The sequence below is a fragment of the Streptococcus australis genome (genome assembly GCF_901543175.1).
Classification (GTDB): domain Bacteria; phylum Bacillota; class Bacilli; order Lactobacillales; family Streptococcaceae; genus Streptococcus; species Streptococcus australis_A.
On the sequence record NZ_LR594040.1, the window covers coordinates 435,545 to 459,098 of the forward strand.

At 42.7% G+C, this 23,554-nt stretch carries 23 protein-coding genes; 13 read left to right on the forward strand and 10 right to left on the reverse strand.

What is annotated here, in order from left to right:
• Positions 1-6 precede the first annotated feature (6 nt).
• The 12 genes from metF to dtd all read left to right on the forward strand — a co-directional run bounded on the left by metF (position 7) and on the right by dtd (position 13,121).
• Entirely contained in the window at positions 7-873 is an 867-nt protein-coding gene (gene metF / locus FGK98_RS02255; protein ID WP_138099848.1) for a methylenetetrahydrofolate reductase [NAD(P)H], read from the forward strand.
• A gap of 545 nt (positions 874-1,418) precedes the next feature.
• Complete coding sequence (gene pnp / locus FGK98_RS02260; protein WP_138099849.1) at positions 1,419-3,632, forward strand: polyribonucleotide nucleotidyltransferase; 2,214 nt, start codon at positions 1,419-1,421, stop codon at positions 3,630-3,632.
• Positions 3,633-3,647: 15 nt separating this feature from the next.
• Positions 3,648-4,265 carry a serine O-acetyltransferase gene (cysE, locus tag FGK98_RS02265; RefSeq protein WP_138099850.1) on the forward strand — a complete coding sequence of 206 codons (618 nt, stop codon included), beginning with the start codon at positions 3,648-3,650 and terminating at the stop codon, positions 4,263-4,265.
• 11 nt (positions 4,266-4,276) lie between these two features.
• Complete coding sequence (locus tag FGK98_RS02270; RefSeq protein WP_138099851.1) at positions 4,277-5,143, forward strand: GNAT family N-acetyltransferase; 867 nt, start codon at positions 4,277-4,279, stop codon at positions 5,141-5,143.
• Positions 5,144-5,147: 4 nt separating this feature from the next.
• Entirely contained in the window at positions 5,148-5,912 is a 765-nt protein-coding gene (locus tag FGK98_RS02275; protein WP_138099852.1) for a nucleoside phosphorylase, read from the forward strand.
• 8 nt (positions 5,913-5,920) lie between these two features.
• Positions 5,921-6,442: a dihydrofolate reductase family protein gene (locus tag FGK98_RS02280; RefSeq protein ID WP_138099853.1), complete on the forward strand. Its 522-nt coding sequence runs from the start codon at positions 5,921-5,923 to the stop codon at positions 6,440-6,442.
• A gap of 17 nt (positions 6,443-6,459) precedes the next feature.
• Positions 6,460-7,803, forward strand: coding sequence for a cysteine--tRNA ligase (cysS, locus tag FGK98_RS02285; RefSeq protein ID WP_138099854.1), 1,344 nt, complete (start codon positions 6,460-6,462; stop codon positions 7,801-7,803).
• On the forward strand, positions 7,796-8,182 hold the full coding sequence (locus FGK98_RS02290) for a Mini-ribonuclease 3 (RefSeq protein WP_138099855.1): 387 nt from the start codon (positions 7,796-7,798) through the stop codon (positions 8,180-8,182). The genes cysS and FGK98_RS02290 overlap by 8 nt, the downstream gene beginning before the upstream one ends.
• A gap of 3 nt (positions 8,183-8,185) precedes the next feature.
• A complete protein-coding gene (locus tag FGK98_RS02295; protein WP_131200839.1) occupies positions 8,186-9,055 on the forward strand; it encodes a helix-turn-helix domain-containing protein in 870 nt (289 codons plus the stop codon).
• A 113-nt stretch (positions 9,056-9,168) separates the two neighbouring features.
• Positions 9,169-10,299, forward strand: a complete 1,131-nt coding sequence (locus tag FGK98_RS02300) for an ABC transporter ATP-binding protein (RefSeq protein ID WP_000229945.1) — start codon at positions 9,169-9,171, stop codon at positions 10,297-10,299.
• A gap of 143 nt (positions 10,300-10,442) precedes the next feature.
• The gene (locus FGK98_RS02305) at positions 10,443-12,659 is read left to right on the forward strand and encodes a RelA/SpoT family protein (RefSeq protein WP_138099856.1); all 2,217 of its coding nucleotides are present in this window, start codon (positions 10,443-10,445) and stop codon (positions 12,657-12,659) included.
• Between the two features lie 18 nt (positions 12,660-12,677).
• A complete protein-coding gene (gene dtd / locus FGK98_RS02310) occupies positions 12,678-13,121 on the forward strand; it encodes a D-aminoacyl-tRNA deacylase (RefSeq protein ID WP_138099857.1) in 444 nt (147 codons plus the stop codon).
• 31 nt (positions 13,122-13,152) lie between these two features.
• Here the strand turns inward: dtd and FGK98_RS10030 are convergent, their stop codons facing one another.
• From FGK98_RS10030 to FGK98_RS02340, 6 genes are all read right to left on the reverse strand, one after another.
• The gene (locus FGK98_RS10030) at positions 13,153-13,566 is read right to left on the reverse strand and encodes a hypothetical protein (RefSeq protein ID WP_138099858.1); all 414 of its coding nucleotides are present in this window, start codon (positions 13,564-13,566) and stop codon (positions 13,153-13,155) included.
• A gap of 107 nt (positions 13,567-13,673) precedes the next feature.
• Complete coding sequence (locus tag FGK98_RS02320; protein WP_138099859.1) at positions 13,674-14,324, reverse strand: metal-dependent transcriptional regulator; 651 nt, start codon at positions 14,322-14,324, stop codon at positions 13,674-13,676.
• Between the two features lie 83 nt (positions 14,325-14,407).
• A complete protein-coding gene (tpx, locus tag FGK98_RS02325) occupies positions 14,408-14,902 on the reverse strand; it encodes a thiol peroxidase (RefSeq protein ID WP_000206539.1) in 495 nt (164 codons plus the stop codon).
• A gap of 382 nt (positions 14,903-15,284) precedes the next feature.
• Positions 15,285-16,217 carry a metal ABC transporter substrate-binding protein gene (locus FGK98_RS02330; RefSeq protein WP_138099860.1) on the reverse strand — a complete coding sequence of 311 codons (933 nt, stop codon included), beginning with the start codon at positions 16,215-16,217 and terminating at the stop codon, positions 15,285-15,287.
• Positions 16,218-16,243: 26 nt separating this feature from the next.
• Positions 16,244-17,092 carry a metal ABC transporter permease gene (locus FGK98_RS02335; RefSeq protein WP_138099861.1) on the reverse strand — a complete coding sequence of 283 codons (849 nt, stop codon included), beginning with the start codon at positions 17,090-17,092 and terminating at the stop codon, positions 16,244-16,246.
• Entirely contained in the window at positions 17,089-17,811 is a 723-nt protein-coding gene (locus FGK98_RS02340) for a metal ABC transporter ATP-binding protein (RefSeq protein WP_138099862.1), read from the reverse strand. The genes FGK98_RS02335 and FGK98_RS02340 overlap by 4 nt, the downstream gene beginning before the upstream one ends.
• Positions 17,812-17,981: 170 nt before the next feature.
• Between FGK98_RS02340 and FGK98_RS02345 the strand changes: the two genes are divergently transcribed.
• The gene (locus tag FGK98_RS02345) at positions 17,982-19,874 is read left to right on the forward strand and encodes a M13 family metallopeptidase (RefSeq protein WP_138099863.1); all 1,893 of its coding nucleotides are present in this window, start codon (positions 17,982-17,984) and stop codon (positions 19,872-19,874) included.
• A 38-nt stretch (positions 19,875-19,912) separates the two neighbouring features.
• Here the strand turns inward: FGK98_RS02345 and FGK98_RS02350 are convergent, their stop codons facing one another.
• From FGK98_RS02350 to FGK98_RS02365, 4 genes are all read right to left on the reverse strand, one after another.
• Entirely contained in the window at positions 19,913-20,542 is a 630-nt protein-coding gene (locus FGK98_RS02350) for an MBL fold metallo-hydrolase (protein WP_138099864.1), read from the reverse strand.
• Positions 20,543-20,626: 84 nt separating this feature from the next.
• Positions 20,627-21,700, reverse strand: coding sequence for a DUF2974 domain-containing protein (locus FGK98_RS02355; RefSeq protein ID WP_138099865.1), 1,074 nt, complete (start codon positions 21,698-21,700; stop codon positions 20,627-20,629).
• Positions 21,701-21,827: 127 nt separating this feature from the next.
• Positions 21,828-22,604: a ferredoxin reductase domain-containing protein gene (locus tag FGK98_RS02360; RefSeq protein ID WP_138099866.1), complete on the reverse strand. Its 777-nt coding sequence runs from the start codon at positions 22,602-22,604 to the stop codon at positions 21,828-21,830.
• A gap of 85 nt (positions 22,605-22,689) precedes the next feature.
• Entirely contained in the window at positions 22,690-23,259 is a 570-nt protein-coding gene (locus tag FGK98_RS02365) for a TetR/AcrR family transcriptional regulator (RefSeq protein WP_049549829.1), read from the reverse strand.
• Positions 23,260-23,554: the final 295 nt, after the last annotated feature.

The window sequence follows — 23,554 nt, forward strand, 5'->3', positions numbered from 1 at the left end:
ATGACTATGTCACGCCAAACGCCGTCACTTTCATTTGAAGTGTTCCCTCCAAACCCAGCAGTGGGTAATGATAAAATTATTTCAGCCTTGCAGGATATGCGGGAGTTGACACCGCACTTTATCAGTGTGACTGCCAGCAATAATAAATTTAATATCAAGGAAACAACGGTTCGTTTGGCTGACTTTATCCAGAATGACTTGGCGATTCCAACTATTGCCCACTTGCCAGCTATCTATCTGACCAAGGAGAAGGTTGCAGAGACACTTGCGGACTTGGACAAGGTTGGTGTGCGAAAAATCTTGGCTCTACGTGGGGACATCATTCCTGATGTGGAACCGCAAAAGGATTTCCACTACGCAACGGACTTGATTGAGTTCATCAAGGAACAAGCGCCGCATTTTGATATTGTAGGAGCTTGCTATCCAGAAGGGCACCCAGACTCACCAAACCAAATCTCAGATATTCAAAATCTCAAGAAGAAAGTGGATGCAGGTTGCTCAAGTCTCGTAACTCAACTTTTCTTTGATAATGAGCGTTTCTATGATTTCCAAGATAAGTGTACCTTGGCAGGTATTGATGTTCCCATTCATGCGGGAATCATGCCTATTCTTAACCGTAACCAAGCGCTTCGTCTCTTGAAAACGTGTGAGAATATCCACCTTCCACGTAAATTTAAGGCCATCTTAGACAAGTATGAGCATGACCCTGAGTCGCTCAGAGCAGCAGGACTTGCCTACGCAGTGGATCAAATCGTGGACTTGGTCACTCAGGATGTCGCAGGTGTGCATCTCTACACCATGAACAATGCTGAAACAGCGAAATACATCCACCAAGCAACCAATGCCTTGTTTAATCATCAGTCTTTAGGGTAATAAAAAGCAAACCATTCTTCTCAAGCGAGGGGGATGGTTCCTTTTTAATAGAAAAGCCCGCACTTTTTAAGAAAAATATGATAAAATAGACTCTGTACGTACTTGATACAAAGATGAGGGTATTGAAGTTATAGAAGTTTTTTATTAAAACCTGATAATAGGTGTCTATAAAAAATACGAACGAAGTGAGTATTAAAAGATATTTCACGCTATAGTGGTATCTTAGATGATAACAATGTTATTATCTAAGACGGGATTTTTGAGACATTTGGCTCAAAAATTAGGGATGAAATTCCACTGGATTTCTAAAATCACCCACTGGATAATTTTACCTCCCGTCCGCACTATTTCAGGGAAAGATCAAAAAGATACTTAATTGAATTTTGGCCTCATTTCTTAGGAAAAAAGATAAGCTTCCTAGCACTCATCGAGTGCGGCGTCACCTTCCTATTTTTCTACAGAAATGTTCGGCAAGCCGAACCGTCCAAAATATCTTGATCTTTGTAGGCAAGGCGTATAATTTCATCAATCCAAAGGGGATTTTAATGACAAAACAAGTGTTTCAAACGACTTTTGCGGGTCGTGAGTTGGTTGTAGAGACTGGCCAGGTTGCTAAGCAAGCAAATGGCTCTGTTGTCGTGCGTTACGGTGAGTCAACTGTCTTGACTGCTGCCGTTATGTCTAAGAAGATGGCAACTGGGGATTTCTTCCCACTTCAAGTAAACTACGAAGAAAAAATGTATGCGGCTGGGAAGTTTCCTGGTGGCTTTATGAAACGTGAAGGACGTCCTTCAACTGATGCAACTTTGACAGCGCGTTTGATTGACCGTCCAATTCGTCCTATGTTTGCGGAAGGTTTCCGTAATGAAGTGCAAGTGATCAACACTGTGCTTTCTTATGATGAAAATGCCTCTGCACCAATGGCAGCCATGTTCGGTTCATCTTTGGCATTGTCTATCTCAGATATTCCATTTGACGGACCAATCGCTGGGGTACAAGTGGGCTATGTCGATGGTCAAATCATCATCAACCCTACTCAAGAACAAGCAGAGCAATCTCTTCTTGAATTGACAGTAGCTGGTACCAAGCACGCCATCAACATGGTAGAGTCTGGTGCCAAAGAATTGTCAGAAGAAATCATGTTGGAAGCCCTTCTTAAAGGACATGAAGCCGTTAAAGAATTGATTGCCTTCCAAGATGAAATCGTTGCTGCTGTCGGTAAAGAAAAAGCAGAAGTGGAACTGCTTCATGTGGATGCTGACTTGCAGGCTGAAATCATCGCAGCCTACAACAGCGACCTCCAAAAAGCGGTTCAAGTAGAAGAAAAATTGGCTCGTGAAGCTGCAACTCAAGCAGTCAAAGACCACGTAACCGCAGTTTACGAAGAAAAATATGCAGACCACGAAGAATGTGACCGTATCATGCGTGATGTGGCTGAAATTTTGGAACAAATGGAACACGCTGAAGTGCGCCGTTTGATCACAGAAGACAAGGTTCGTCCTGACGGTCGTAAGGTCGATGAAATCCGTCCTTTAGATGCGCAGGTTGACTTCCTTCCTCGTGTGCACGGTTCCGGTCTCTTTACTCGTGGACAAACTCAGGCTCTTTCAGTCTTGACCTTGGCCCCAATGGGTGAAACTCAAATCATTGATGGTTTGGATCCAGAGTACAAGAAACGCTTTATGCACCACTACAACTTCCCTCAATACTCTGTAGGGGAAACGGGTCGTTACGGTGCACCAGGTCGTCGTGAAATTGGTCACGGTGCTCTCGGTGAGCGTGCCCTTGCTCAAGTCTTGCCAAGTTTGGAAGAATTCCCATACGCTATCCGTTTGGTAGCAGAAGTCTTGGAATCAAACGGTTCTTCATCTCAAGCCTCTATCTGTGCGGGAACGCTTGCCCTTATGGCTGGTGGTGTGCCAATCAAGGCGCCAGTAGCTGGTATTGCTATGGGACTTATCTCAGATGGAAACAACTACACAGTATTGACAGATATCCAAGGTTTGGAAGACCACTTTGGAGACATGGACTTTAAGGTTGCTGGTACTCGTGACGGGATTACAGCCCTTCAAATGGATATCAAGATCCAAGGGATTACTGCAGAAATCTTGACAGAAGCTCTTGCCCAAGCCAAGAAAGCCCGTTTTGAAATCCTTGATGTGATTGAAGCAACCATTCCAGAAGTTCGTCCAGAATTGGCTCCAACTGCACCGAAAATTGATACCATCAAGATTGATGTGGACAAGATTAAGATTGTCATCGGTAAAGGTGGAGAAACTATCGACAAGATTATCGCTGAAACAGGCGTTAAAATCGATATTGACGAAGAAGGTAATGTGTCCATCTACTCTAGCGACCAAGATGCCATTAACCGTACCAAAGAAATCATTGCTGGCTTGGTTCGTGAAGCCAAAGTTGATGAAGTTTACCATGCTAAGGTTGTTCGTATCGAGAAATTTGGTGCCTTTGTCAACCTCTTTGATAAGACAGATGCACTTGTGCACATTTCTGAAATGGCTTGGACTCGTACCAACCGTGTCGAGGACTTGGTAGCTATCGGTGATGAAGTCGATGTTAAGGTTATCAAGATTGATGAAAAAGGCCGTATCGATGCCTCTATGAAGGCGCTTCTTCCTCGTCCGCCAAAACCTGAGCATGATGAAAAAGGCGAAAAATCTGAGCGACCTCACCGTCCACGTCATCACAAGGACCACAAACCTAAGAAAGAATTTACAGAAACACCAAAAGATTCAGAATAAGAAAAGGAGAAATGTATGGGATGGTGGCGCGAAACCATTGATATTGTAAAAGAAAATGATCCAGCGGCACGCAACAGTTTGGAGGTTCTACTGACCTATCCAGGTGTCAAGGCCTTGGCTGCCCACCGTCTCTCGCATTTTCTCTGGAATCATGGCTTCAAACTCCTGGCTCGTATGCACAGTCAGTTTTGGCGCTTTTGGACCCAGATTGAGATTCATCCGGGTGCCCAGATAGACTCAGGTGTCTTTATCGACCATGGTTCTGGCTTGGTGATTGGAGAGACAGCGATTGTTGAGAAGGGAGTTCTTCTCTATCATGGGGTGACTCTTGGGGGAACAGGGAAAGACTGTGGCAAACGCCATCCGACCGTTCGTAAGGGAGCTCTCATATCGGCTCATGCCCAAGTTATCGGACCGGTGGAAATCGGTGAAAATGCCAAAGTCGGTGCAGCAGCAGTTGTTGTGGCAGATGTTCCTAGTGATGTGACAGTTGTCGGAATTCCTGCTAAAATTGTCCGAGTTCATGGACAGAAGGATGAGCCGACCATTCACGAGGTAGAGGAGAAACGGAAATACTATCTAGACAAGCTAGAGCATGCCCGTGAAGCCAGCCACAGATCGTCTGGTTTGTAGAGGATAGCCATATGATTCAAGCAAGAAACAAGTTAAGCCAAGAGGAGTTATCTGAGGCGAAAAAACTAATTAACTGTTGCCAAGCCTATGACGCTACCTATCGTGATCCCTATCTTTCTAACATGCTTAATTTTGACCCAAACATGCCCGCCTTTTTCCTTTATTATGAAAAAGGCGAACTTCTTGGTTTATTAACTGTCTATGCAGATGACCAAGATGTGGAAGTGACGATACTGGTTCATCCAGATCATCGCCGTCAGGGGATTGCGCGTGCATTGTTTACTAGTTTTGAGAAAGAAACGGCTTCTTTCCCCATTCGGTCAGTCACTTTTCAGACAGAACGTATTTTTCTAGACCGTTATCCTGATTTTGTCAGCAACTGGGGATTGGTCGAGGACGAGGATACAGAAACTTGGTTAGGTAAGGATAGAAGGCCTTATCTGTTAGAAAAGCTTTCCAATCTTGAAGTTTTGTTAGCAGATAGTTCGTATCAAGATCAAATTAGTCAGTTGAAATTTCAGGTATTTTCAGAGGAACATGAATCGAGAGAAGTTGTGGATAGATATGTCGCTGAAGCTCTGAAAGATCCAGAAAGTCGCCTATATATTTTATTAAAAAACGGTCAGGTCATTGGAACTTGCACCATTGATTTATCGAGCGATACGAATTACTTCTACGGTTTAGCAATATCGGAACCTGAACGTGGAAAAGGCTATGGAAGCTATTTAGCAAAATCCCTTGTCAACCAACTAATTGAGCAAAATGATAAGGAATTTCAGATTGCTGTGGAAGATAGCAATGTAGGTGCCAAGCGCTTGTATGAAAAAATTGGCTTTGTCAAACAGACTCAGGTAGTTTATCTGAATGAGAAAGAATAGAAAAATGCTATTAGAAGAATTCGAAAATGTACCTGCTGTTATCGAACCAACTGATCGAAGTATTCGTGGTGGTGGAGAAATCTGTGACACAATTATTTTATCTTTTAATGGAGAAATCGTTGAACGAGTAAAGCAGTTTGAAAATGTTTACGAAGGTGGATATTTAACCAATCTAAATGGCAAACTTCCATGGTATATCTATGAAAAAGATGGGAGTAAGGTAGCCGTTGCTATAGCTACGATTGGAGCCCCGATGGTTGTTGGACTCTTAGAAGAACTCAAAGCAAGAGGATTTAAGAACTTTATTATTTTGGGTTCTTGCGGAGTTCTAGATCAGTCTATTCAGGCAGATAAGATTATCCTACCAAGTTCAGCTCTACGTGATGAAGGTACAAGTTACCATTACGCTCCTGCAAGTGATGAGATAGCTTATGACGAAACTTTGCTCTTAACCATGGAAGAAGCTTTGAACAAATCTTGCATTGAGCATATCCGCACCAAGTCTTGGATGACTGATGCCTTTTATCGAGAAACGCCTGATAAGGTCAAGCGTCGCTTGGCTGCTGTAGCCCAAGTGGTGGACATGGAAGCTTCAGCTATCATGGCTTGGAGTCAATTTCGCAAGACCAAGGTCTATCAGTTCTTCTACACAGCTGACTATGTGGATCATCATAACCGAACCTGGGATGCCCGCCAAGAAGAGCGGACAGCTGATGCCATGACTTTTTTCACTATCGCTTTGACAATAGCAAAGGAACTAGAAAGGTAACTACAAGAATGGCAGTATATTTTTACGGCTGTATCACCATGGATGGCTACTTGGCAGACAGCCAGCACAGGATAGACTGGCTGCATCAGCTTGGTTCTGTAGAGGATACAGGCTATGATGACTTTTACAGGCAAATGGATATCACCATCATGGGCAAGCGGACCTTTGAGGAAATCCAAGATTTGCAAGATGTAGAAAGTTTTTATCAAGCTACGGAAAACTATGTCTTTACGCATGATAGGCACCTGCCTGTCAGCAATTATCAGCCAGTAGCTGGGGATGTGGTGGACTTTGTTCACCAGATTGACAAAGGTAAAAATGTCTTTGTGGTTGGTGGTAATTCCTTGGTAGGACCGCTCTTGGATGCGGATCTTTTCGACCACCTCATTATTCAGATAGCGCCCCTTATCCTAGGAAAGGGGGTTTCCCTCTTTACCCAAGAGGAAGGGCAGCGCTTTTACCAACTGGATAGCCTCAGACAATTTGGCCCTTTTGCAGAGCTGGTTTTCAGCCGAAAAAGTCAGAAATAGAGAAGGGAGTGGACCGCATGATTAAAATTTACGACACCATGTCTCGTGATTTGCGAGAATTTGTCCCAATCGAGGACGGCAAGGTCAAGATGTATGTTTGTGGGCCAACTGTATACAACTATATCCATGTCGGCAATGCCCGCTCAACAGTAGCCTTTGATACCATTCGTCGCTACTTTGAATACCGTGGCTACGAAGTTGCCTATATTTCCAATTTCACGGATGTGGATGATAAGATTATCAATCGCGCAAGGGAAGAAGGCATCACGCCTCAGGAGATTGCGGACAAGTATATCGCGGCCTTTCGTGAGGACGTGACTGCCTTGGGTGTCAAGCCTGCGACTCGCCATCCGCGTGTAGTGGAGTTTATGGCTGACATCATTCGTTTTGTGGAAGACTTGATTGAAAAAGGTTATGCCTATGAGAGCCAGGGGGATGTCTATTTCCGCGTGGAAAAATCTCACAACTATGCTAAGTTGGCCAATAAAACCTTGGAAGATTTGGAGCTGGGTGCTTCAGGTCGTACCGATGAAGAAACGGCTCGCAAGGAAAATCCTGTAGACTTTGCCCTTTGGAAAGCTGCCAAGCCAGGCGAGATTTCTTGGGACAGTCCTTGGGGACCTGGTCGTCCGGGCTGGCATATCGAGTGTTCAGTCATGTCAACAGAGATTCTAGGTGATACCATTGATATCCACGGTGGTGGAGCCGACCTTGAGTTTCCTCACCATACCAATGAAATTGCCCAGTCAGAAGCAAAAACAGGCAAGACTTTCGCCAACTACTGGATGCACAATGGTTTTGTCAACATCGACAATGTCAAGATGTCTAAGTCCTTGGGCAACTTTATAACTGTACACGATGCCCTTAAGACCATTGATGGGCAAGTGCTTCGTTTCTTTTTTGCGACTCAACACTACCGTAAACCTATCAACTTTACGGAAAAAGCAGTGCGGGATGCCGAGACCAATCTCAAGTATCTAAAGAATACTTATGAGCAACTATTTACAGGAACGGTGGATACCCAAGAATTACAAGCCTTTAAAGATAAGTTTGTAGTTGCTATGGATGAGGATTTCAACTCTGCCAACGGTATCACAGTTGTCTTTGAAATGGCCAAGTGGATCAACTCTGGCAACTATGATGCAAATGTTAAGCAAGCTCTTGCGGCCATGTTAGAGGTCTTTGGGATTGTCTTTGTTGAGGAAGTTTTGGATGCAGACATTGAAGCCTTGATTCAAAAGCGCCAAGAAGCGCGTGCTAATCGTGACTTTGCGACAGCAGACCAAATCCGTGACCAATTGGCGGCTCAAGGAATTAAGCTCCTTGACACCAAGGATGGAGTGAGGTGGACTCGTGATTGATGTCAATCTCATTAACGGGATTGCGCTAGCTTTTGAGGGAGATGCAGTTTATTCCATGTATATCCGTCGCCATCTCATCCTTAAAGGCATGACCAAGCCCAATAAACTCCACCAAGAGGCGACTAAGTATGTATCTGCCAAGGCTCAAGCTCACTTGATTGCCCTCATGTTGGAGGAGCAAGTCCTGACGGAAAAAGAAGAAGAAATCTACAAACGAGGTCGCAATACCAATAGTCATACAAAGGCTAAAAATGCGGATGTGGTGACTTACCGCATGTCTACAGGTTTTGAAGCAGTGATGGGCTATCTCCATCTGACTGAAAATGTGGAGCGTCTAGAGACCATAATTGCTTGGTGCATCCAAAAAGTGGAGGGCTAGGATATGATTGCAAAAGAACTACAGGACTGGTTTCCTGAGGCTCAGATTTCAGATCAGCCAGTAGAGAAACCAGGCTATCTCACTCTCCCTTTAGCCTCTCAGCAGTGGATTTTACTGGAGGAAGCTGGGCTCAGCGAGCGTGAAAAGCAGCTGGTTGCCCTTTTGACTCAGCAGGAGCAGGCTCGTTCACTCAATCCTTGGTATCCCTATCTGATTGAGGGGAAGGGGCAGGCACCGCAAGCTTTCAAAAAGATTCAGCTGGCTTATTGCCATCTTTCCTATTTCCAACAGGAAAATCTATCCTCTTGGCTAGACATGATGCGGACTCTTTTTCCCAACTGCCAAACAGTGCTACAGGTCGGGGCTCAGGATTATGTTTTCGTGCTTCAACAAGATAAGTACACCTCTGTACGATCAATTTTATCTGATACGATTGAAGCAGTTGAGTATGACTTTGGTCTTCGTCTGTCTATCATGTTGGGGCAGGTGTGGTTTCAGACAGGCCCTCAAGCCCTATCAGACTTGATCAAAGCAGAGCGAGACTTGTTTAAGACTTGGTGGCGTCAGGGTCACCAAGGTGTTCATGCTTTTTCACAGCTCTATCTTTGGAGTATGGGAGAAAGACTAGTGGACCTGAGGGTCATTAAAGAATGCCTGCACCAGATGATCTTGGATCAGGATCAGATTCAGGAAATCATTCTCTCCCTTTGGGAAAATAGTGCTGTCTTAACTAAAACAGCCCAGCAACTATATCTGCATCGCAATTCTCTTCAATACAAGATTGACAAATGGGAAGAATTGACAGGACTTCAGTTGAAGGAGTTGACGGATCTCACCTTGTGTTATCAGTTGATTTTACCAGATATTCTCTAAAGTTTTGTGCAAGTTGCACAGAACTTTTTAATTTTTTTGGTCACCTTGCCATAGAAATGTAAAGCGTTTTCATCTATAATAAAACTATCAAAAGACAGAAGGAGTTCACCTCGATGGTAGAATTAAATCTTAAAAACATCTACAAAAAATATCCAAACAGCGAACACTACTCAGTTGAAGACTTCAACTTGGACATCAAAGACAAAGAATTTATCGTTTTCGTAGGTCCTTCAGGATGTGGTAAATCAACAACTCTTCGTATGATTGCTGGTCTTGAAGACATCACAGAAGGTACTGCATCTATCGATGGCGTGGTTGTCAATGACGTAGCTCCAAAAGACCGTGACATCGCTATGGTATTCCAAAACTACGCTCTTTATCCACACATGACTGTGTATGACAACATGGCTTTCGGTTTGAAATTGCGTAAATACAGCAAGGAAGACATCGATAAACGTGTGCAAGAAGCAGCAGCAATCCTTGGTTTGAAAGAATTCTTGGATCGTAAACCTGCTGACCTTTCAGGTGGTCAACGTCAACGTGTTGCCATGGGTCGTGCCATCGTCCGTGATGCAAAAGTATTCTTGATGGACGAACCTTTGTCAAACTTGGATGCCAAACTTCGTGTATCTATGCGTGCTGAAATTGCGAAAATCCACCGCCGTATCGGAGCTACAACTATCTACGTAACTCACGACCAAACAGAAGCAATGACTCTTGCTGACCGTATCGTTATCATGTCAGCAACTAAGAACCCTGCTGGTACAGGTACTATCGGACGTGTTGAACAAATCGGTACACCTCAAGAAGTTTACAAAAACCCAGTTAACAAGTTCGTTGCAGGATTCATCGGAAGCCCAGCTATGAACTTCATCAACGTGAAATTGGTTGGTAGCGAAATTGTTTCTGACGGTTTCCGCTTGAAAGTTCCAGAAGGTGCTTTGAAAGTTCTTCGTGAAAAAGGCTACGAAGGAAAAGAATTGATCTTCGGTATTCGTCCAGAAGATGTGAATGCAGAACCTGCTTTCCTTGAAACATTCCCAGAATCAGTTGTCAAAGCTACTATTTCAGTATCAGAATTGCTTGGTTCAGAATCTCACCTTTACTGCCAAGTTGGTAAAGATGAATTTGTTGCAAAAGTGGATGCTCGTGACTACTTGCAAACAGGTGCAACGGTTGAACTTGGATTCGACTTGAACAAAGCACACTTCTTCGATGTAGAAACTGAAAAAACAGTTTACTAAGATAAATAAAATAACAAAGCACTGCAGAGTCTCTCTTGCAGTGTTTTTCTTTTAATTGCTTAGGCTAGGCATGAAAACAGGCTTTTCTAGTTTTAATATTCTTAAAAAAGTGATAAAATGGTAGGAAGAATTGGAGAAAATAGATGCCGAAAGAAGTGAATTTGTCGGGCGATGAGGTTGTCGCTTTAACGCAAAAATATTTATCGAAAGAAGATGTTGCATTTGTACATAAAGCCTTGAATTACGCAGTTGAATGCCATAGTGGTCAATACCGTAAATCTGGCGAGCCCTATATTATTCATCCCATTCAGGTGGCAGGGATTCTGGCTAAGCTCAAGCTGGATGCTGTAACTGTTGCCTGTGGTTTTTTGCATGACGTGGTTGAGGACACAGAGGCGACACTGGATGATTTGGAGCGGGAGTTTGGTCATGATGTTCGGATTATCGTTGATGGGGTGACCAAGCTTGGTAAGGTTGAGTACAAATCGATTGAGGAGCAATTAGCGGAAAACCACCGCAAGATGCTCATGGCCATGTCTGAGGATATCCGCGTTATCTTGGTTAAACTATCTGACCGCTTGCATAACATGAGAACGCTTAACCACCTACGAAAAGACAAGCAGGAACGCATTTCAAGAGAAACTATGGAAATCTATGCACCACTTGCTCATCGTCTGGGTATTTCTAGCGTCAAGTGGGAGTTAGAAGACTTGTCCTTCCGCTATCTCAATCCAACTGAGTTTTACAAGATCACTCACATGATGAAGGAAAAACGCAGAGAGCGAGAGGCTTTGGTCGATGAAGTCGTGACAAAGTTAGAGGACTACACTTCCGAACGCAATCTAAAAGGGAAAATCTATGGCCGTCCCAAGCATATCTACTCTATCTATCGCAAGATGCAGGATAAGAAGAAACGCTTCGAGGAAATCTATGACCTGATTGCCATTCGCTGTATCTTAGATACCCAGAGTGATGTTTACGCCATGCTGGGTTATGTGCATGAACTTTGGAAACCTATGCCAGGTCGCTTCAAAGACTATATCGCCAATCGTAAGGCCAATGGATACCAGTCTATCCATACGACTGTCTATGGACCAAAAGGGCCGATTGAATTCCAGATTCGTACCAAGGAAATGCACGAGGTGGCTGAGTACGGGGTAGCAGCTCACTGGGCCTATAAGAAAGGAATCAAAGGGCAGGTCAACAGCAAAGAGTCTGCGATTGGTATGAACTGGATCAAGGAAATGATGGAATTACAAGACCAGGCTGACGATGCCAAGGAATTTGTCGAGTCTGTTAAGGAAGAGTATCTGGCGGAGGAGATTTACGTCTTTACCCCAGATGGTGCAGTTCGCTCCCTTCCAAAAGATTCAGGTCCGATCGACTTTGCCTATGAAATCCATACGAAGGTCGGTGAAAAAGCAACTGGTGCTAAGGTCAATGGCCGTATGGTTCCTCTGACAACCAAGCTTAAAACTGGGGATCAGGTCGAAATTGTAACCAACCCCAACTCTTTTGGCCCGAGTCGTGACTGGCTCAACATGGTTAAGACCAGCAAGGCACGCAACAAGATTCGTCAGTTCTTTAAAAATCAAGACAAGGAATTGTCTGTTAATAAGGGACGCGAACTGCTGATTAATCAACTCCAAGAGAATGGCTATGTAGCTAATAAGTATATGGACAAGCGGCACATGGACCAAGTCCTTCAAAAGACCAGCTACAAGACAGAAGACTCCCTCTTTGCTGCTATCGGTTTTGGAGAAATCAGTGCTATTACCGTCTTTAACCGTCTGACTGAAAAGGAACGCCGTGAGGAGGAACGTGCCAAAGCTAGGGCTGAGGCAGAAGAGCTTGTCAAAGGTGGCGAGGTTAAGGTTGAAAACAAAGAAACCCTCAAGGTCAAGCATGAGGGTGGGGTGGTGATTGAAGGCGCCTCAGGTCTCCTAGTTCGGATTGCCAAGTGTTGTAATCCCGTTCCTGGTGATGACATTGTTGGCTATATTACCAAGGGTCGTGGTGTAGCCATTCACCGTGTGGACTGTATGAACCTTCGCGCCCAAGAAAACTACGAGCAACGTCTCCTTGATGTGGAATGGGAAGATCAATTCTCAAGCAAGGAATATATTGCCCACATCGATATCTACGGCCTCAACCGTACAGGTCTCTTAAATGATGTTCTGCAAGTTCTTTCCAATACAACTAAGAATATCTCAACCGTTAACGCCCAACCAACCAAGGATATGAAATTTGCCAATATCCATGTCTCCTTTGGTATTTCCAACCTCTCTACACTGACCACAGTCGTGGATAAGATTAAGAGTGTGCCAGAGGTCTACTCTGTCAAACGGACCAATGGCTAAGATCTAGAAAGGATTTTTATGAAAATCGTCGTTCAACGAGTTAAGAAAGCTCAAGTGAGTATTGAAGGTCAGGTTCAGGGAAAAATCAATCAGGGGCTCTTATTGTTGGTCGGAGTAGGACCAGAGGACCAAGAGGAAGATCTGGACTATGCTGTCCGAAAGCTCGTCAACATGCGAATTTTTTCTGATGCAGAAGGCAAGATGAATCTGTCTGTTAAGGATATTGAGGGCGCAATTCTTTCTATTTCTCAGTTTACCCTCTTTGCGGACACTAAGAAAGGCAATCGTCCAGCCTTTACAGGTGCAGCCAAGCCGGATATGGCAACTGCCTTCTATGACACTTTCAACCAAAAGCTAGCTCAGGAAGTGCCCGTTCAGACAGGCATCTTTGGAGCAGATATGCAGGTTGAGCTGGTCAATGACGGACCAGTCACCATTATCCTTGATACTAAAAATAGATAAGAAAACCAAGCCCAGCTGGCTTGGTTTTTGTTTATAGACACTCCCAGAAAGAGATATGTTTGTCGTAAAAGTCTGGATAGTTTTCTCTTATGTGGCTAGCCATTATATAATAAAAAGTAGAATGACAGGAAGTAAAGACTGGAGTAAGAGAGTAGAAATATTGAGGGCCAGTGATGGCTAAAAAGACAAATAATAGAAGATCAACGGAGAGAATCTCTAAGTAGTAAAGGCGAATTTTTTTGTTCATCTGAGGATAAATCTCTGAGAAATGTTTTTTGAGTCGGAAGACCAAGCGAGACAGCAGTAGTCCCTGAGCAAGGATGAAAATGAAGCAAAAAATCAGGCCTCTCTCCAAAGAAAGTTCGTATCGGGGTCTGAAAGTTACCAACAGTAGCAAATCGCTGAGTGCAATGGCTGTGAAGTGTAGTCTAAAGAGCTTTTTCATAGGAAGACCTCCCTCTTTTATCTATCTTCATTTTACACCAAACGAATGGGACTTACAACTAAAATAATAAAAAATTCCTGAAAGGAACTTCTTTCAGGAATAAGGGGTTAACTGATTTTTTCGACATAGAGTTGTTTGGCGATATCGATACCAACTTGGAGGTCTTCACCCTTGTTGACCAGTGTAAAAGTATTGGAAAAATTATCAAACTGTTTGACTTGGAGTTGGTCACCGATATGAATTTCATGCTTTTCTAAGTATTTGAGCAGATCAAAGCTATCATGAACCCGAGTCAGGAGGTAGGTTCCAGCTTCCTTGGTCTCTGCTAGTGGTAGGTTGTTGATCTCAACCAAGAGCTCTCCCTTGGCTGGGATGGTTCCACCGTGGGGACAGGTTTGAGGGAAGCCAAGCAGTTTATCCAATCTCTCCACAAAGAGGTCAGAGACAGTGTGCTCTAGGACCTCAGCTTCTTCGTGGATCTGATCGCTAGTATAGTCCAGATGGTGAACTAGAAAGACTTCAATCAACCGGTGTTTACGATAGAGCTCAGAGACCAGTTTGAGGCCAATATCTGTCAATAGATAGCCGTTCTCCTTGTCCTTGAGGATGAGATTTTCACTTTTCATGCGTTTGATCATCTCTGTTACAGCAGGTGGAGAGACCTGCATACGGGCAGCAATTTCTTTATTGGTGATTTTTTGCATTTCCGTACCGATTTCATAAATACATTTTAGGTAGTCTTCTTTATTTGGCGTCATTCGTTCCCTCTTGTCTTTTCTCTCCATCTAGTATATCAAAAAAAGCTAGATTTCTCTAGCCTTCTGCCATAATGGCTTTGATTTTAGTCCAGTTCTTTCACTGCAGCAATGGCAGCTTCAAAGTCTGGTTCCGTGTTAATGTTGTCAACGTATTCTACGTAACGGATGACGTTGTCAGTATCGAGAACAAAGACGGCACGTGCAAGGAGATGCCATTCGTTGATCAAGAGGGCATAGTCACGTCCGAAAGAATGGTCGAAGTAGTCTGAAAGCATGATGGCATTGTCAAGACCCTCAGCTCCACACCAGCGTCCTTGGGCAAAAGGTAGGTCCATAGAAACAGTAAGAACGACGGTGTTGTCAAGGTTGGCTAGTTCTTGGTTGAATCGACGTGTTTGCGTTGAGCAGATGCCAGTATCGATAGAAGGGACAACACTCAAGACTTTTTTCTTTCCGTCAAAGTCGGCTAGCGTTTTTTTAGAGAGATCTGTTGTAGTGAGAGAAAAGTCAAGTGCCTTGTCTCCGACTTGCAGTTGTTTACCTGTAAAGGTTACAGGATTTCCGAGAAAAGTGGTCATAAACTACTCCATTCTTTTTTCTTTTATTCTACCGAGAATTATCAGATTTTTCCAATGATTTGACTGGAAAATGAAAACAAAAAAAACGCCAGTTCATGTGAGAACGACGTTTTTTAAATTTTAGTTTTATTATGATATTTCTTTTAAGTAGTGCGGACGGAAGCAACTTCCTTCGGAATTTCATCCCTAATTTTTGAGCCTAACGTCTCAAAAATTTCGTCCTAGATAAGTACAGAGTTCTTATCTAGGATACCACTACGGAAAGAAATATCTGTTAAAATTTGATCTCGTTTACATGTATAATGATTGAGCTATCAAAGCAGAAACAAAAAGAACGATAAAGCAAGTTTATAATCTAGGATAAGATAGTTGAATGGCTAGATTACTTAGACAAACCTTCAGCAATCTTATCAAGGTTGTATTTCATCATGTTGTAGTAGCTGTCACCTTCTTTACCTTCTTCAGCGATTGAGTCAGTAAAGATTTGTGCGTAGATTGGGATATTTGTGTCTTGTGAAACAGTCTTCATTGGACGGTCATCGACACTTGATTCAACAAAGAGTGATGGAACTTTTGTTTGGCGAAGTTTTTCAACCAAGGTCTTGATTTGGTCAGGTGTACCTTCTTCTTCCGTGTTGATTTCCCAGATGTAGGCACTTGGGACACCGTAGGCTTTAGAGAAGTATTTGAAGCATCCTTCGCTGGTTACGATGAGTTTCTTTTCAGCAGGGATATTGTTAAATTTCTCTTTGGCTTCCTTGTCTAGTTTGTCTAGTTTTTCAGTATAGTCTTTGAGATTTTTTTCGTAGAATTCCTTGTTGCTAGGATCCTTAGCGATCAGCTGTTTAGCGATATTTTTAGCATAAATCATCCCATTTTCAAGGTTGAGCCAAGCGTGTGGGTCTTCTTTGCCTTTCTCGTTTTGGCCTTCAAGGTAGATAACATCAACGCCTTCGCTGACTGCAAAGTAGTCTTTGTTTTCAGTTTTCTTGGCATTTTCGACCAATTTTGTAAACCAAGCATTGCCACCAGTTTCAAGGTTGATACCGTTATAGAAAATCAAATCAGCTTGAGAAGTTTTCTTAACGTCTTCAGGAAGTGGTTCGTATTCGTGTGGATCTTGACCAACAGGAACGATACTGTGAAGATCAATCTTGTCACCAGCGATATTTTTGGTAATATCAGCGATGATTGAGTTAGTCGCTACAACCTTTAGTTTTTGGTTTGTAGATGCTGTATCTTTTTTCCCGCTAGCACAGGCAGCTAATCCAATGATAGAAAGAAAAAGAACAAGCAAAGTACCTAATTTTTTCATTAGATTCCTCCAGAAGGGTTTCCCCGTTATTTAATGATTTTTTTGTTTTTCAGTTTCAAGTATCGTTGCTTAGGAGAGATAAAGAAACTGATTAGAAAGAAGCTGGCGGATGTGAGCACGATGCTGGATCCTGCTGCGAGATTGAAACTATAGCCGATAAAGAGCCCTACAACAGAAGCCAGAGCCCCTAGGCCTGATGAAAGAAAAATCATGCACTTTAGGCTATTAGCATAAAGGTAAGCCGTCGCAGCTGGGGTGATCAACATGGCCACGATAAGAATGGTTCCAACACTTTGCATGGAAGTGACTGACACAAGGGTCAAGAGCACCATGAGCAGATAGTGGTAGAAATTAACGGGCATTCCCATGGCTTTAGCCAGGAGCTCGTCAAAGGATGTAATCAATAGTTGTTTAAAGAAAATCCCGATAATCAAAAGAATGACTGCGCCCACACCAATAGTAATCCACATGTCCATGTCTTGGACAGCGAGGATATTCCCGAAAAGGATATGGAAGAGGTCTGTCGAACTCTTGGCAACACTAATCAAGATGACACCTAGGGCTAAGAAAGATGAAAAGGTAATACCAATGGCAGTGTCACTCTTGATGATAGAGTTTCCCTTGATGTAGGTAATGATGATGGAAGCCATCAAACCAAAGATGATAGCTCCAATAAAGAAATCAATTCCCAGGATAAAGGAAAGGGCTACGCCGGGCAAAACTGCATGAGAGATAGCATCTCCCATGAGAGACATCCCACGTAGGATGATAAAACATCCCACGGCTCCAGCAACCACTCCGATGACTATAGCTGTTATCAAGGCGTTTTGTAGGAAATGGAAATGTTGCAATCCATCGATAAATTCTGCTATCATAGGTCACCTCCATTGAAAAAGAGTTTGCTACCGTAGGCCTTCTTAAGATTGGCTTCGGTAAAGGTTTCTTTAGTCGGACCAAGGTCTATTAATTCTCGATTGAGAAGCAAAACTTGATCGAAATAATGGGGGACTTTGCTGAGGTCATGATGGACAATGAGAACTGTTTTCCCAGCTTTTTTAAGGTCTCTCAGTGTGTTCATGATAATCTCTTCACTAACCGAATCAATCCCGACAAATGGCTCATCTAGAAAGATGTAGTCAGCTTCCTGCACTAAACAGCGGGCAATCAACACACGTTGAAATTGACCACCTGAGAGCTGGCTGATTTGGCGATCAGCATAGTCTGAAAGTCCAACGATTTCAAGTGCCTCCGCCACTTTTTTCCAGTGGCTGGCCTTTAAAGTGTGAAAAAGCGGGATAGATGGATAGAGTCCCAGTGAGACACATTCCTTGACCTTGATAGGGAAATTGTAGTCGATATGGATTTTTTGCTCGACATAGGCAACTCGATGTAAAGATTTCTTGACTTCTTTGTCGTCGAGAAAGGCCTGACCTTCATGTGGGATAATTCCCAACATACCTTTTAATAAAGTTGATTTTCCAGCACCGTTTGGACCAATAATTCCGGTAATCGTCGGTCCTTGGAGCACTAGTGAAATATCCTTTAGTGCCAACGTTTCTTTGTAGGAGACACTGAGGTTTTCGATACGTATCATACAGTTGTTTTCCTCCTGCCTTTTAATATACATTAAAAAAAAAATTAAGTCAAGTTAATTTTTAATAAAATAACAATAAAATGAAAGATACAAGAAATTTATTTTTGATTGCATTCCCTAGATTTTTTTGCTAAGCTAGGAATAAGTGAAAATATGAAAGCGAGAACAAGATGACACGTTATCAAGACGATTTTTATGATGCAATCAATGGCGAATGGGAAAAAACAGCTGTGATTCCAGCTGATAAATCACGAACAGGTGGTTTTATTGACCTTGACGAGGAAATTGAAGAGTTGATGCTAGCAACTACGGACAAGTGGTTGGCAGGTGAAGAGGTTCCAGAGGATACTATCCTAGCCAACTTTGTTAAGTACCATCGCATGGTACGTGATTTTGATAAGAGAGAAGCAGATGGGATCAAGGCTGTCCTTCCTCTACTCAAGGAATACCAAGATTTGGAGAGCTTTGCAGATTTTACCAGCAAACTGGCAGAATTTGAACTAGCTGGTAAGCCAAACTTCCTTCCATTTGGTGTATCACCAGACTTTATGGATGCCAGAACCAATGTTCTCTGGGCCAGTGCACCAGGGACGATTTTGCCAGATACGACTTACTATGCTGAAGACCATCCTCAACGTGAGGAACTCTTGACTCTTTGGAAGGAAAGTACTACGAAACTTCTCAAAGCCTATGATTTTTCAGATGAGGAAATTGCAGACTTACTAGAGAAACGATTGGAATTGGACCGTCGTATTGCAGCTGTGGTGCTTTCTAACGAAGAAAGTTCAGAATATGCCAAACTCTACCATCCATATGCTTATGAAGATTTCAAGAAATTCGCCCCTGCCCTACCTCTAGATGACTTCTTCCAAGCTGTTCTTGGGCAAGTGCCTGACAAGATTATCGTAGATGAGGAACGTTTCTGGCAAGCAGCAGATCAATTCTATAGTGAAGAAGCGTGGCCTCTACTCAAAGCAACCTTGATTTTGGGTGTGGTCAATCTCTCAACAAGCTATCTCACAGACGAGATTCGTATCTTGTCAGGTGCTTATGGTCGTGCTCTTTCAGGTGTGCCAGAAGCTCAGGACAAGGTCAAGGCGGCTTATCACTTGGCCCAAGGTCCTTTTAAGCAGGCTCTGGGTCTCTGGTATGCGCATGAAAAATTCTCTCCAGAAGCTAAGGCAGACGTAGAGAAAAAAGTAGCGACCATGATTGACGTTTATAAGGAACGCTTGGCTAAAAACGATTGGCTCACACCTGAAACGCGTGACAAGGCCATTGTCAAACTCAATGTCATCAAGCCTTATATCGGTTATCCAGAGGAATTGCCAGAACGCTATAAGGACAAAGTAGTGGACGAAACTGCCAGTCTCTTTGAGAATGCCCTAGCCTTTGCGCGTGTGGAAATCAAGCACAGCTGGAGCAAGTGGAACCAACCGGTTGACTACAAGGAGTGGGGCATGCCTGCTCACATGGTTAATGCCTACTATAATCCTCAGAAGAACTTGATTGTCTTCCCAGCGGCTATTTTACAGGCTCCATTCTATGACTTGCATCAGTCGTCCTCAGCCAACTACGGTGGAATTGGTGCGGTTATTGCCCACGAGATTTCTCATGCCTTTGATACAAATGGCGCTTCCTTTGATGAAAATGGTAGCCTCAAGGATTGGTGGACAGAAAGCGACTATGCTGCCTTTAAAGAAAAAACACAAAAGGTCATTGACCAGTTTGATGGCCAAGAATCTTACGGCGCAAGGATCAACGGGAAACTAACCGTATCAGAAAACGTTGCGGACTTGGGAGGGATTGCTGCAGCCCTTGAAGCTGCCAAGAGAGAACCAGACTTCTCTGCTGAAGAATTCTTCCACAACTTTGCTCGTATCTGGCGTATGAAAGGTCGTCCGGAGTTGATGAAACTCATGGCTAGTGTTGATGTGCACGCGCCTGCCAAACTCCGTGTCAATGTCCAAGTACCAAACTTCGATGACTTCTTTACAACTTATGATGTCAAAGAAGGCGATGGCATGTGGCGTGCACCCGAGGATCGTGTGATTATTTGGTAAGACAAAAACCAAGGAGAAAATCCTTGGTTTTTTGCTTGCTAGAAAAAGGGATTAAAGGTCTTTTCGTGAGCGATGGTTGTAGCTGGACCATGCCCTGGATAGACATCGTAGTTAGGAAGAGTGAAGAGTTGAGTCTGGACACTATGGAGAAGTTGTTCCATGCTACCTGTAGGAAGGTCTGTCCGTCCGATGGTTTCGCGGAAAAGAGCATCTCCGGTCAAGACTAGATGGGCGTCAGGAAAGACTATAGAAACACCACCGATAGAGTGACCAGGTGTTGGCAATACTGTAAAACGGAATTCTTCGATCTGGTATTCCTCATGAAAGACATAGGTATGCTCAGCTGGTTTGCAGACGACATCCTCCATATCGTCGTGTCGTGGGAGGCCAGAGAGATTGTCGACTGGAGTGTAAAGCCAGCTGGCTTCACTTTCTGCGACGTAGACTGGTGAATTTCCAAAAGTATCTCTGACTAAGTCAAGAGTCATAATATGGTCATAGTGGGTGTGGGTCAGGAGAATCGCACAGACTGGTTTGTTGATTTTCTCGATGGTCTTGCGGATAGCTTCCCAATGGCTACCAGGGTCAACCACAATCAAGTGTTGGTCTCCTTCTAGGTAATAGGTGTTTTCATAGGCAACGGGATTCACGGTTTTATGGATTTTCATAATGGCTCCAATCTCAAAGAATGTACTGATATCAGTATAACACAGAAGAGAGGGCTTAGGCTATCAGAAGGTATTTTTCCTACCTTAACGATTTTTCCAAGCTTGGTAGCGGGTGTCGATCAAGAGTTGGGTTAGGCGTCCCATGGTTTCTCTTTCTTCGGGAGTGAGGGTTTGAGCTTGGACAAAGAGATGGTGAATGTGTTCAATGACCTTGAAGGAAGAAAGATCGTTGATAGAGGAGATGCCTGCATCAAGAATGATTCCAAAAAAGAGGTCGAAGTAGAGCTCCAGTTCCGTATCAGGGACCGTCTCAACCCATTCCTTGAAAGTAGTATCGATTTGCTGACTATCACTATTGGTCTCATCCAGTTGGACAAAGTGTTTGTCTTCAACTTGCCAACTAAAGGTGTCGTGCTGGGCAAGACCACCTAGGGCAGTGCTTCGAACGACTATTTTCTTATCAGGGATTTCCAGCATCATTCCGATGATAGAACCTTGTGGGACAAATACTTTTGTTCTTTCCATCATGTTTTGATAGCTAGCTGTTTCGGTCAGTTCCTTGTGAAGACCAGGCGCATCAAAAGTATAGACGGCGACAATGTTTTTTTGTAAAAGTGGGTCGAGTTGACTAGCAGCATAGACAGCTAAATTGCCCCCTTTTGAGTGTCCTGCTAGGATAACCTTTTGGTTAGGATGTTGAGCAAAAAAGTCCTGTAAATACTGAAGGGCGTGTTTTTGAGCTGGAATTTCTTTCATATAGGTCATGTGGAAATCTTCTTTCCAACCGATGATACTGTCATCCGTCCCACGAAAAACAAGTAAATAAGTATCGAGACTGATACGATAAGTCATAGCTGCAAACTGTTTTTGCAATTCAGGATCGATATCATTGATAAAGTTTGAGAGCTTGCAATTTTTAAACCGTTTGTGTTGAGAGAGTTGATCCAACAACTGGAGGCGGTTCTTATTGGTCAGCATAGTCGTTTCTCTAGGGATTTGAGGTGCTAGATCTATGAGACGCTTTGGTTCTTGAGCGACTAAATCATCAAAAGGAAGATAGGTTAATTCAGTCAAGGCAAGAATATCTAACTCGTTCACGGGAAGGTCATAAAAGGAATCGTATGCTACATCATTCAAGTAGTCAAAAATATTGGCCATAAAAACTCCTTTCTCTATGTTTATCCTACCACATTTACATAGAATTAGCTAGTAGGCTTGTTTAGTCGCTCTGCATAATGACCTAGTAGTTAGGGATTGATTCAGATATACAGAAGACAGATTGCTTTTATTTCAAACCTCTAAACGAGCTTACTTGTATGTTTTTGCTATCAATCCCATTTTCCTTTAAAAAATTCTTCATCTCATTTACATCATCAGGCTGACCTGTGATGAGATAGCTGGCTTGATTGCCGTATTCATCAATAGCACGTTTTAAAAATTCTTGACTTTGAGAAGAATCATCGCTAGTTTTATAAGTAAAATTTGATGTCTTTTGAGCCAGTTCCTTCATCTCATTATCGAAAATAGTAACTCCTTTGTCAAAATGGTTGAAAACAATCGGACATTTACCAGCCGATTCTTTGATAAGGGGACGTAGAGCAGAAATACCAACATCAGATGCAAAGCAAACTAGTGGCTGATTCGTATCTTTAATGGTTAAAGAGGAATCCAACCAACTCATCTCAATCTCACTGCCAGCCGGTAAATGTGTCAAAGTTTCCTTAAAGTGGCTACCACTATTATGCGTTAAAATGAGGATTTCATCTTCATCAGGTGTGGAGGCAATAGTTAGCCATCGACTGGTCTGCTCACCCTTAGCTTCGTTTTTCCTAGAAGCGGACGACGTATCCGGGAGTGTAAACTTAGCATAAGCCCCCGCTTTCCAGGTTTGATGACTCGGCTTTGTGATATGAATTAAATACAGATCTCCGTCGGGGTTTTCGATGGATTTTATTGATAATGTCTGACTTCGTCCAAGATAGGCGATGCCACCCCAAGTTATAAGGGCTAGTAATCCAAGTGTTGATAGAATGATAATAAACATTTTTTTACCTCTTTTCATTTTTTATGACTCCTGTTCTCAATTTTATGAATGAACTAAAAACAAATTCATTCATATTTTTCCAAAAAATAAAGAAATCCATTCTTTATTTTAGAACTCCTTTAATGAAGTTGGTTGCAAGTATTTCGACAGTTTTGCCAATATCTGGAAAATCTTTTTCCGTGATATGCATATCCATATAGTAAAACAGATTATAAACCTGTAAAATATCTTGAATCTTTTCTGGCGAGTACCCTTCAGCCTGCATACGATTTGTAAAAGTTTTAACTAGAAACTGATGAAAAGGATTCGCGACTTTGCCTTCTTCCGAGGAATAGTAGCTGTGCAACTCATCTGCGATGGCAGGATTGTACCATTCTGCAAGGATTTTATTGGAAGAAACGAGAGTTCTGGACTGAGCAAATAGTTGACCAATGAGGTCGATCATGTCAATTTCCCAATCCAGTTCTTCGATCATAGCTTGGCGAACACGGTTGTTTTCATCTATATAGATGTCTAGAAAAATGGCTTCTTTACTCTCGTAATAGTTATAAAAAGAACCAACTGCAACACCAGCTTGCCTAGCAATTTCTGAAATACCTGTTGCCTTGTAACCTTTTTTCGAAAAAACTTCATAGGCTGCTGTCTTTAAAGATTGTTTTTTGTCCAATATGATTTAACCTCCTTTATTTAATGAATGAATAAATTTATTCGTTCATTCATTCATATTCTAACAAATCCTAACTGGTCTGTCAATAAGAAAGCTAGATCTAGTTGTTTAAAGTGATTACTTTTATGAACAGAGGAGTAACATAAGCTTATAAGGCGTTTACTCCAACTAGATGGTTAATTTTTAAGACTATCAGATGGGTAAAAGAAATATTGGCTAAATGAGTACAAAAAGGGAAAAATAGGATAAGGCTGGAACTATAGTTAAAAATAAGGTATGATATCAGTGGGGTTGTTCTCTA

Bases quoted from the DNA above. Each gene is read 5' to 3' on its own strand.
- metF (WP_138099848.1), top strand. From the start codon at position 7: ATGTCACGCCAAACGCCGTCACTTTCATTTGAAGTGTTCCCTCCAAAC.
- pnp (WP_138099849.1), top strand. From the start codon at position 1,419: ATGACAAAACAAGTGTTTCAAACGACTTTTGCGGGTCGTGAGTTGGTT.
- cysE (WP_138099850.1), top strand. From the start codon at position 3,648: ATGGGATGGTGGCGCGAAACCATTGATATTGTAAAAGAAAATGATCCA.
- FGK98_RS02270 (WP_138099851.1), top strand. From the start codon at position 4,277: ATGATTCAAGCAAGAAACAAGTTAAGCCAAGAGGAGTTATCTGAGGCG.
- FGK98_RS02275 (WP_138099852.1), top strand. From the start codon at position 5,148: ATGCTATTAGAAGAATTCGAAAATGTACCTGCTGTTATCGAACCAACT.
- FGK98_RS02280 (WP_138099853.1), top strand. From the start codon at position 5,921: ATGGCAGTATATTTTTACGGCTGTATCACCATGGATGGCTACTTGGCA.
- cysS (WP_138099854.1), top strand. From the start codon at position 6,460: ATGATTAAAATTTACGACACCATGTCTCGTGATTTGCGAGAATTTGTC.
- FGK98_RS02295 (WP_131200839.1), top strand. From the start codon at position 8,186: ATGATTGCAAAAGAACTACAGGACTGGTTTCCTGAGGCTCAGATTTCA.
- FGK98_RS02300 (WP_000229945.1), top strand. From the start codon at position 9,169: ATGGTAGAATTAAATCTTAAAAACATCTACAAAAAATATCCAAACAGC.
- FGK98_RS02305 (WP_138099856.1), top strand. From the start codon at position 10,443: ATGCCGAAAGAAGTGAATTTGTCGGGCGATGAGGTTGTCGCTTTAACG.
- dtd (WP_138099857.1), top strand. From the start codon at position 12,678: ATGAAAATCGTCGTTCAACGAGTTAAGAAAGCTCAAGTGAGTATTGAA.
- FGK98_RS10030 (WP_138099858.1), bottom strand. From the start codon at position 13,566: ATGAAAAAGCTCTTTAGACTACACTTCACAGCCATTGCACTCAGCGAT.
- FGK98_RS02320 (WP_138099859.1), bottom strand. From the start codon at position 14,324: ATGACGCCAAATAAAGAAGACTACCTAAAATGTATTTATGAAATCGGT.
- tpx (WP_000206539.1), bottom strand. From the start codon at position 14,902: ATGACCACTTTTCTCGGAAATCCTGTAACCTTTACAGGTAAACAACTG.
- FGK98_RS02330 (WP_138099860.1), bottom strand. From the start codon at position 16,217: ATGAAAAAATTAGGTACTTTGCTTGTTCTTTTTCTTTCTATCATTGGA.
- FGK98_RS02335 (WP_138099861.1), bottom strand. From the start codon at position 17,092: ATGATAGCAGAATTTATCGATGGATTGCAACATTTCCATTTCCTACAA.
- FGK98_RS02340 (WP_138099862.1), bottom strand. From the start codon at position 17,811: ATGATACGTATCGAAAACCTCAGTGTCTCCTACAAAGAAACGTTGGCA.
- FGK98_RS02345 (WP_138099863.1), top strand. From the start codon at position 17,982: ATGACACGTTATCAAGACGATTTTTATGATGCAATCAATGGCGAATGG.
- FGK98_RS02350 (WP_138099864.1), bottom strand. From the start codon at position 20,542: ATGAAAATCCATAAAACCGTGAATCCCGTTGCCTATGAAAACACCTAT.
- FGK98_RS02355 (WP_138099865.1), bottom strand. From the start codon at position 21,700: ATGGCCAATATTTTTGACTACTTGAATGATGTAGCATACGATTCCTTT.
- FGK98_RS02360 (WP_138099866.1), bottom strand. From the start codon at position 22,604: ATGAAAAGAGGTAAAAAAATGTTTATTATCATTCTATCAACACTTGGA.